We start from the raw sequence: 8,776 nt of genomic DNA, 5'->3' as shown, positions 1-8,776 counted from the left end.
CACGGGTGGTTATGACTTTAAAAGGGAAATTTTATGATCATAAAACGAATACTAAACCACAATGCCGTAATTGCGCAAAGTAAAAAAGATATCGATATTCTTCTTTTTGGAAGGGGCATAGCTTTTGGAAGAAAAACTGGAGATAAAGTAAATCCAATTGATATTGAGAAAAGTTTTTTCTCAAAAATAGAGATAATATGACCCGTTTTACAGAGATGTTTATTAACGTTCCTTTGGAGTTGGTGTACATCACCGAAAAAATAATTAACCTAGGTAAAATAACATTGGGTAATAATTTTGATGAAATTATCTATATTAATTTAACGGATCATATTTCTTCGAGCATAGAACGTTATAAAGAAGGGATTATTATTTCGAATCCCCTACGCTGGGAAATATCGAAATATTATAAAGAAGAATTTGAACTTGGGAAAAGGGCTTTACAAATAATAAAAAAAGAGTTAGGTATTGAACTTCCAATTGATGAAGCTGCATTCATAGCGCTACATTTTGTTAATGCTAATTTAGAAAATAATTTTCAAGAGTCGTATAAAATCACTGAAATAATTATGGGAATTGAGAAAATCATTCAAGATTTCTATTGTACTGAGTTTAACCAAGATTCTATTGATTATTATAGATTCATAACTCATATAAAATTATTTGCCCATCGCTTGGTTGAAAATACAACTTATTGTGACGATGATGATGAAGACTTGTTAGCATTAATGAAAAATAAATATCCTAGAGAATATGAATGTGGTGAACAGGTGGCAATGTTTATACAAACTGAGTACAATTATTTGCTGACTTCTAGTGAATTAGTTTATTTGATGGCTCATATTCGTCGTTTAACAAAAAATTTAGATTAATAGAATAGGAGAATACCATGAGTTATAAAGATACAGTACAAAAAATCCTCGATGTAATTGGAGGCGAAAAAAATGTCAATAGAGTTACCCATTGTGTAACACGTTTAAGATTAGAATTAAAAGATGAAAATTTAGTCAATGATGATGATGTGAAGAAGATACCAGGTGTAATAGGTATTATGAAAAAGAATGGGCAATATCAAATTATACTTGGTAATGATGTAGCCAATTATTATAAAGAATTCATTAAACTTGGCAATTTTGAAACAGATTCAGTTGATCAAGGGCACAAAGGGAATATTTTAGAAAGAATCATTGAATATATCGCTGGTTCCATGACTCCAATCATTCCAGCAATGTTAGGGGGAGGTATGCTGAAAGTCTTGGTAATTATTTTACCAATGCTTGGTATATTGCAATCAGATTCTCAGACTATTGCTTTTTTGACATTTTTTGGGGATGCTCCATATTATTTCTTACCGCTGTTATTAGCTTATTCTGCATCACAAAAATTAAAAGTAACATCTACATTAGCTATGTCTGTAGCAGGTGTACTTCTCCATCCAAATTTTGTTCAAATGGTGCAATCAGGGAATCCTCTTAGTTTATTTGGTGTACCTGTGACACCAGCTAGTTATGGTTCGTCAGTCGTTCCAATTCTTATTATGGTTTGGTTGATGAAATATATTGAAAAAATGATTGCTAAATTAACACCAGCTGTTACTAAGAGTTTTTTGCAACCTACGCTAGTATTATTAGTATCAAGCTGTATTGCCTTAGTTGTAGTCGGACCTATTGGAGTAATTGTTGGTGAAGGATTATCAAATCTAGTTGGGCAAATGTATGGTGTAGCTGGATGGCTTACATTAGCTATTCTTGGCGCTATTATGCCATTTATTGTTATGACTGGAATGCATTGGGCTTTTGCACCTATTTTTTTGGCGGCATCTATTGCTACTCCAGACGTATTAATTCTTCCAGCAATGTTAGGGTCAAACTTAGCTCAAGGAGCTGCTTCGATGGCTGTTGCATTAAAGAGTAAAAATAATAATACAAAACAAATTGCTTTTGCAGCAGGTTTCTCAGCCTTACTTGCAGGGATTACCGAACCTGCATTATATGGTGTGACTTTAAAATATAAAAAACCGCTTTATGCAGCTATGATTGGTGGTGGATTAGCGGGATTATTTGCAGGTCTTACTAGTGTTAAAGCGTATCTATTTGCTGTCCCATCTTTGATAGCGTTGCCTCAATTTATTTATTCTGATGTACCATCAAATATTGTAAATGCTTTAATTGTGGTGGTCATTTCGGTTGTTATTACCTTTGTATTAGCTTATATATTTGGAATCGATGAAGAAGAGAGTTCTAGCCATTTAGAAGTTGAGGCTAGAGTTTCAAATAAAAAAATGGTATTTTCTCCTATATCAGGAGAAATCATTCCGTTAAGTGATGTCCAGGATAAAACATTTTCAGATAAACTTATTGGAGACGGAGTAGCGATTATCCCAAATGAGGGTAAGGTTTATGCACCATTCGATGGGGAAATTACAAATATTTTTCCGACTAAGCACGCAATTGGATTGAAGAGTGATGAAGGTGTTGAGTTACTAATTCATATTGGATTAGATACTGTTGAGCTAAAAGGTCAAGGTTTTATTAGTCATGTAGAAGAAGGAGACAGAGTTTTCAAAAATCAGTTGATTTTTGAAATGGACTTGAATTTAATCAAGACTAAAGGCTACGAAACAGTTACACCAGTAATTGTAACGAATACCAATGATTTTCTAGATGTATTAGTATTACCTAATAATCAGACAATCGAGCATTCTAAGGAATTACTGGTAATATTATAATGGAGGAAAGTTATGACCATTTTTCCAGATGATTTTCTTTGGGGTGGAGCTGTTGCAGCTAATCAAGTAGAGGGAGCATATAATGAAGATGGTAAGGGATTATCAGTTCAGGATGTGTTACCCAAAGGTGGATTAGGAGAAGCAACAGAAAATCCTACAGAAGATAACTTAAAATTGTTAGGTATTGATTTTTATCATAAATATAAGGAAGATATATCCTTGTTTTCTGAAATGGGCTTTAATGTTTTTCGTACTTCTATTGCATGGAGTAGAATTTTTCCAAAAGGAGATGAAGAAGAACCTAACGAAGCTGGTTTGAAATATTATGATGAATTGTTTGATGAACTACATGCTCACGGGATAGAGCCACTTGTAACTCTTTCACACTATGAGACTCCATTATATTTAGCAAGAAAATATCATGGATGGGTTGATAGGAGAATGATTCATTTTTATGAAAAATTTGCTCGAACAGTTTTAGAAAGGTATAAAGATAAAGTTAAATATTGGCTTACATTTAACGAAGTAAACTCTGTTTTGGAATTACCATTTACTAGTGGAGGAATAGATATACCTAAGGAGAATCTTTCGAAACAAGAATTATATCAAGCTATACATCATGAATTAGTCGCCTCGAGTTTGGTTACAAAAATTGCTCGTGAGATTCATTCAGAGTTTAAGGTGGGGTGTATGGTATTAGCTATGCCAGCTTATCCAATGACTCCAAATCCAAAAGATGTATGGGCGACTCATGAGTATGAGAATCTAAACTATCTATTTTCAGATGTGCATGTTAGAGGTTATTATCCGAATTATGCAAAAAGATATTTTAAGGAACATGACATTAACATAGAGTTTGCAGCTGAAGATGCAGAGTTATTAAAAAATTATACTGTAGATTTTTTATCCTTTAGCTATTACATGAGTGTGACTCAATCTGCTCTTCCAACACAGTATAATTCAGGAGAAGGGAATATTATTGGTGGCTTAGTAAATCCTTATTTAGAGTCTTCTGAGTGGGGATGGCAAATTGATCCAATTGGACTACGTATAATTTTAAATAGATATTATGACCGTTATCAAATTCCATTATTTATAGTGGAAAACGGATTAGGTGCTAAAGATCAACTAATAAAAGATGAATTTAATAACTTAACAGTCCAAGATGATTATAGAATTCAGTATATGAAAGAACATTTATTGCAAGTAGCTGAAGCTCTACAAGATGGTGTGGAAATTATGGGCTATACGTCTTGGGGATGTATTGACTGCGTTTCTATGTCCACTGCACAGCTTTCTAAGAGGTACGGTCTCATTTATGTTGATCGAAATGATGATGGAAATGGCACATTCAATCGATATAAGAAAATGTCCTTTACTTGGTATAAAGGAGTGATTGAATCAAATGGAGAATCCTTATTCAAATAGTTTGTTTATTGATGATTAGATATTATCACGGTTAAGGCAACATCTCATTAAATATAAAATAAAGAGGTTTGGAAGACATCAAATTCTAAACCTCTTTATTTTATAGGGGGATTAATTAATTTAATTTTGTTACAAAAATTATAAATAGTTAATTTAGATAAATTGTTTATATAAATTTAGATAAGAATAAGCTAACAAGCAGAAGTAAGATAGGTCTTGCAAGAATGGTAAAAATCTGATAAACTAAGTAGTAATTGAATAGGAATCTGAAAGACTAGTAGCCCAAGGGAAGTATATCAGGGAGGAGAGCCGTGACTGCAAGCTCTCTATATGAAAGCTGGGTGAATTCACTTGCGCATGGATTTAGAAATGAAGGTCTGACTTGTCAGATGAAAACGGATGGTACCGCGTGTCAACGCTCCGAGTGGAGTTTTTGGCATGTGGTTTTCTTTTTATCTACGAGCGACTGATGGAGGAATTATGTCAACTATTGAAGAACAATTAAAAGCGCTTCGTGAAGAAACGCTGGCTAGCTTGAAGCAGATTACTGCTGAAAATGAAAAAGAGATGCAAGATTTGCGTGTCTCTGTCCTTGGTAAAAAGGGTTCGCTCACTGAAATCCTCAAAGGGATGAAAGATGTTTCTGCTGAGATGCGTCCAATCATTGGGAAACATGTCAATGAAGCTCGTGATGTCTTGACAGCAGCCTTTGAAGAAACAGCTAAGCTCTTGGAAGAAAAGAAAGTCGCAACTCAACTGGCTAGTGAGAGCATTGATGTGACGCTTCCAGGTCGTCCAGTTGCGACTGGTCATCGTCACGTTTTGACACAAACCAGTGAAGAAATCGAAGATATCTTCATCGGTATGGGTTACCAAGTCGTGGATGGTTTTGAAGTGGAGCAAGACTACTATAACTTTGAACGTATGAACCTTCCAAAAGACCACCCAGCTCGTGATATGCAGGATACTTTCTATATCACAGAAGAAATCTTACTCCGTACTCACACGTCTCCAGTTCAAGCGCGTGCTATGGATGCCCATGATTTCTCTAAAGGCCCTTTGAAAATGATTTCGCCAGGGCGTGTGTTCCGTCGTGATACGGACGATGCGACCCACAGTCACCAGTTCCACCAAATTGAAGGCTTGGTTGTTGGGAAAAATATCTCTATGGCAGACCTCCAAGGAACGCTTCAGTTGATTGTGCAAAAAATGTTCGGTGAAGAGCGTCAGATCCGTCTGCGTCCATCTTACTTCCCATTCACAGAGCCATCTGTTGAGGTGGATGTTTCTTGCTTCAAGTGTGGTGGAGAAGGCTGTAACGTATGTAAGAAAACAGGTTGGATCGAAATTATGGGTGCCGGTATGGTTCACCCACGTGTCCTTGAAATGAGTGGTATCGATGCGACTGTTTACTCTGGATTTGCCTTTGGTCTTGGACAAGAGCGTGTAGCTATGCTCCGTTACGGAATCAACGATATCCGTGGCTTCTACCAAGGAGATGTCCGCTTCTCAGAACAGTTTAAATAATGATTAGAAAAGTAGAAAAGGCAGATGTTGGGGTGTTGTCCAAAATTGCCAAACAAACCTTTCGTGAAACATTTGCGCATGATAATACGGAAGAGCAGTTACAGGAATACTTTGAAGAGGCTTATAGTCTGAGAGTTTTGTCAACTGAGTTGGAAAATCCAGAATCCGAAACCTATTTCATTATGCATGAAGAGGAGGTAGCTGGTTTTCTCAAAGTCAACTGGGGAAGTGCTCAGACTGAGAGAGAATTAGAGAACGCTTTTGAAATTCAACGCCTCTATGTGCTACAAAAATTCCAAGGATTTGGACTCGGTAAGCAGCTTTTTGAATTTGCTCTTGAACTTGCTACAAAAAATAGTTTTTCTTGGGCTTGGTTAGGTGTTTGGGAGCATAATACAAAAGCTCAAGCGTTTTATAATCGATATGGTTTTGAAAAATTTAGCCAACATCATTTTATGGTTGGTCAAAAAGTAGATACGGATTGGTTACTGCGAAAGAAATTAAGGTAAGAAGAGGATTCTTCTATTGAAATGATAGGAAAGGAAAAGAACCAGTGTGGCAATGGTCATTCTGGAGAACTAAATTATGCTTGTATCTTATAAATGGTTAAAAGAATTGGTGGACATTGATGTGCCATCACAGGAGTTGGCTGAAAAAATGTCAACCACAGGGATCGAGGTAGAAGGTGTCGAATCACCGGCTGCTGGTCTCTCAAAAATTGTCGTCGGTGAGGTCTTGTCCTGCGAAGATGTGCCAGAAACTCACCTTCATGTTTGTCAGGTTAACGTTGGCGAAGAAGAAGCCCGTCAAATCGTCTGTGGTGCCCCAAATGTGCGTGCTGGTATCAAGGTTATGGTGGCTCTTCCAGGAGCTCGCATCGCTGACAACTACAAAATCAAAAAAGGAAAAATCCGTGGTTTAGAGTCACTTGGAATGATCTGTTCGCTTGGCGAATTGGGAATTTCTGACTCAGTTGTGCCTAAGGAATTCGCAGATGGCATCCAAATTTTGCCAGAAAATGCCGTTCCAGGTGAGGAAGTCTTCTCATACCTAGACTTGGATGATGAAATCATCGAACTGTCTATCACACCAAACCGTGCAGATGCCCTTTCTATGCGTGGAGTGGCTCACGAAGTGGCAGCTATCTATGACAAGGCAGTCAACTTTAAAGAATTTACTCTTTCAGAAACTGACCAAGCTGCAGCAGATGTTCTTTCTGTGGGCATTGATACAGACAAGGCGCCTTACTATGCAGCTCGTATCTTGGATAATGTGACGATTGCACCAAGTCCACAATGGTTGCAAAACCTTCTCATGAACGAAGGAATCCGTCCTATTAACAACGTAGTGGACGTGACAAACTACATCCTGCTCTACTTTGGTCAACCTATGCATGCCTTTGACTTGGATACCTTTGAAGGGACTGACATCCGTGTGCGTGAAGCGCGTGCTGGTGAAAAATTAGTGACTTTAGATGGTGAAGAACGTGACTTAGAGGTGAATGACTTAGTTATCACTGTCGCAGACAAACCAGTAGCCCTTGCAGGTGTCATGGGCGGTCAAGCAACAGAAATCTCTGAGAAATCTAGTCGTGTCGTCCTTGAAGCTGCAGTCTTCAACGGAAAATCTATCCGCAAGACTAGTGGTCGTCTTAACCTTCGTTCTGAGTCATCTTCTCGCTTTGAAAAAGGTATCAATGTGGCAACTGTTAACGAAGCCCTTGATGCGGCGGCTAGCATGATTGCAGAACTTGCAGGTGCGACGGTGCGTAAAGGTATCGTTTCAGCGGGTGAACTTGATACCTCTGATGTGGAAGTTTCTTCTACCCTTGCTGACGTCAACCGTGTCCTCGGAACTGAGCTTTCATACGCTGATGTAGAAGATGTCTTCCGTCGTCTTGGCTTTGGTCTTTCTGGAAATGCAGACAGCTTTACAGTCAGCGTCCCACGTCGTCGCTGGGATATCACTATCGAGGCAGACCTCTTTGAAGAAATCGCTCGTATCTATGGCTATGATCGCTTGCCAACCAGCCTTCCAAAAGACGATGGTACAGCTGGTGAATTGACTGCAACTCAAAAACTTCGCCGTCAAGTTCGTACCATTGCTGAAGGAGCAGGTTTGACAGAAATCATCACCTATGCTCTAACAACTCCTGAAAAAGCAGTTGAGTTTACGGCTCAACCAAGTAACCTTACTGAACTCATGTGGCCAATGACAGTGGACCGTTCTGTCCTCCGTCAAAATATGATTTCTGGTATCCTAGATACAGTTGCTTACAACGTGGCTCGTAAGAACAAAAACTTGGCCCTTTACGAGATTGGAAAAGTCTTTGAACAGATAGGCAATCCAAAAGAAGAACTTCCAAATGAGATCAACAGCTTTGCTTTTGCCTTGACAGGCTTAGTTGCTGAAAAAGATTTCCAAACAGCAGCAGTTCCAGTTGATTTCTTCTATGCTAAGGGAATCCTTGAAGCCCTATTTACTCGTTTGGGACTCCAAGTAACCTATATAGCAACATCTGAAATCGCTAGCCTTCATCCAGGTCGTACAGCCGTGATTTCACTCGGTGACCAAGTTCTTGGTTTCCTTGGTCAAGTGCATCCAGTCACTGCTAAGGCCTACGATATTCCAGAAACGTATGTGGCTGAGCTCAACCTTTCAGCCATCGAGGCTGCCCTTCAACCTGCTACTCCATTTGTGGAAATCACAAAATTCCCAGCAGTTAGCCGTGACGTTGCCCTTCTCCTAAAGGCAGAAGTCACTCACCAAGAAGTTGTGGACGCTATCCAAGCTGCCGGTGTGAAACGCTTGACAGATATCAAACTCTTTGACGTCTTCTCAGGCGAAAAATTGGGACTTGGTATGAAGTCAATGGCTTATAGCTTGACTTTCCAAAATCCAGAAGACAGCTTAACGGACGAAGAAGTCGCACGCTACATGGAAAAAATCCAAGCTTCTCTCGAAGAAAAAGTCAATGCAGAAGTGCGTTAAACGATAGTATGATACAAATTTCCCCCCTAGTTTATGAACACTAGAGGGGTGATTTTATATAATACTCAATGAAAATCAAAAAGCAAACTAGGAAGCTAGCCG

At 38.4% G+C, this 8,776-nt stretch carries 5 protein-coding genes and 1 pseudogene; all 6 read left to right on the top strand.

What is annotated here, in order from left to right; genetic code table 11:
* Nucleotides 1–33 precede the first annotated feature (33 nt).
* Nucleotides 34–872 (top strand): annotated as a pseudogene (locus tag HT671_RS10235) (PRD domain-containing protein).
* Nucleotides 873–889: 17 nt separating this feature from the next.
* Nucleotides 890–2,728 (top strand): beta-glucoside-specific PTS transporter subunit IIABC, encoded by a 1,839-nt coding sequence (locus tag HT671_RS10230; RefSeq protein WP_138702998.1) that lies wholly within the window; start codon nt 890–892, stop codon nt 2,726–2,728.
* Between the two features lie 12 nt (nt 2,729–2,740).
* The gene (locus HT671_RS10225; RefSeq protein ID WP_138702185.1) at nt 2,741–4,156 is read left to right on the top strand and encodes a glycoside hydrolase family 1 protein; all 1,416 of its coding nucleotides are present in this window, start codon (nt 2,741–2,743) and stop codon (nt 4,154–4,156) included.
* A gap of 480 nt (nt 4,157–4,636) precedes the next feature.
* Nucleotides 4,637–5,683, top strand: a complete 1,047-nt coding sequence (pheS, locus tag HT671_RS10220) for a phenylalanine--tRNA ligase subunit alpha (protein ID WP_138702718.1) — start codon at nt 4,637–4,639, stop codon at nt 5,681–5,683.
* Nucleotides 5,683–6,192, top strand: a complete 510-nt coding sequence (locus HT671_RS10215) for an N-acetyltransferase (RefSeq protein ID WP_138702719.1) — start codon at nt 5,683–5,685, stop codon at nt 6,190–6,192. Before pheS ends, HT671_RS10215 begins: the two co-directional genes overlap by 1 nt.
* A gap of 76 nt (nt 6,193–6,268) precedes the next feature.
* On the top strand, nt 6,269–8,674 hold the full coding sequence (pheT, locus tag HT671_RS10210; RefSeq protein WP_138702720.1) for a phenylalanine--tRNA ligase subunit beta: 2,406 nt from the start codon (nt 6,269–6,271) through the stop codon (nt 8,672–8,674).
* Nucleotides 8,675–8,776 lie beyond the last annotated feature (102 nt).

The sequence above is a fragment of the Streptococcus sp. 2741 genome (assembly GCF_013276315.1).
In the GTDB taxonomy this organism is placed as follows: domain Bacteria; phylum Bacillota; class Bacilli; order Lactobacillales; family Streptococcaceae; genus Streptococcus; species Streptococcus pseudopneumoniae.
Note: the sequence above shows the minus strand (reverse complement) of the source record. Positions and strands in the feature narration are given on the sequence as shown.

Coding starts and splice junctions, on each gene's coding strand:
- HT671_RS10215 (WP_138702719.1), top strand. CDS start 5,683: ATGATTAGAAAAGTAGAAAAGGCAGATGTTGGGGTGTTGTCCAAAATT.
- pheT (WP_138702720.1), top strand. CDS start 6,269: ATGCTTGTATCTTATAAATGGTTAAAAGAATTGGTGGACATTGATGTG.
- HT671_RS10230 (WP_138702998.1), top strand. CDS start 890: ATGAGTTATAAAGATACAGTACAAAAAATCCTCGATGTAATTGGAGGC.
- pheS (WP_138702718.1), top strand. CDS start 4,637: ATGTCAACTATTGAAGAACAATTAAAAGCGCTTCGTGAAGAAACGCTG.
- HT671_RS10225 (WP_138702185.1), top strand. CDS start 2,741: ATGACCATTTTTCCAGATGATTTTCTTTGGGGTGGAGCTGTTGCAGCT.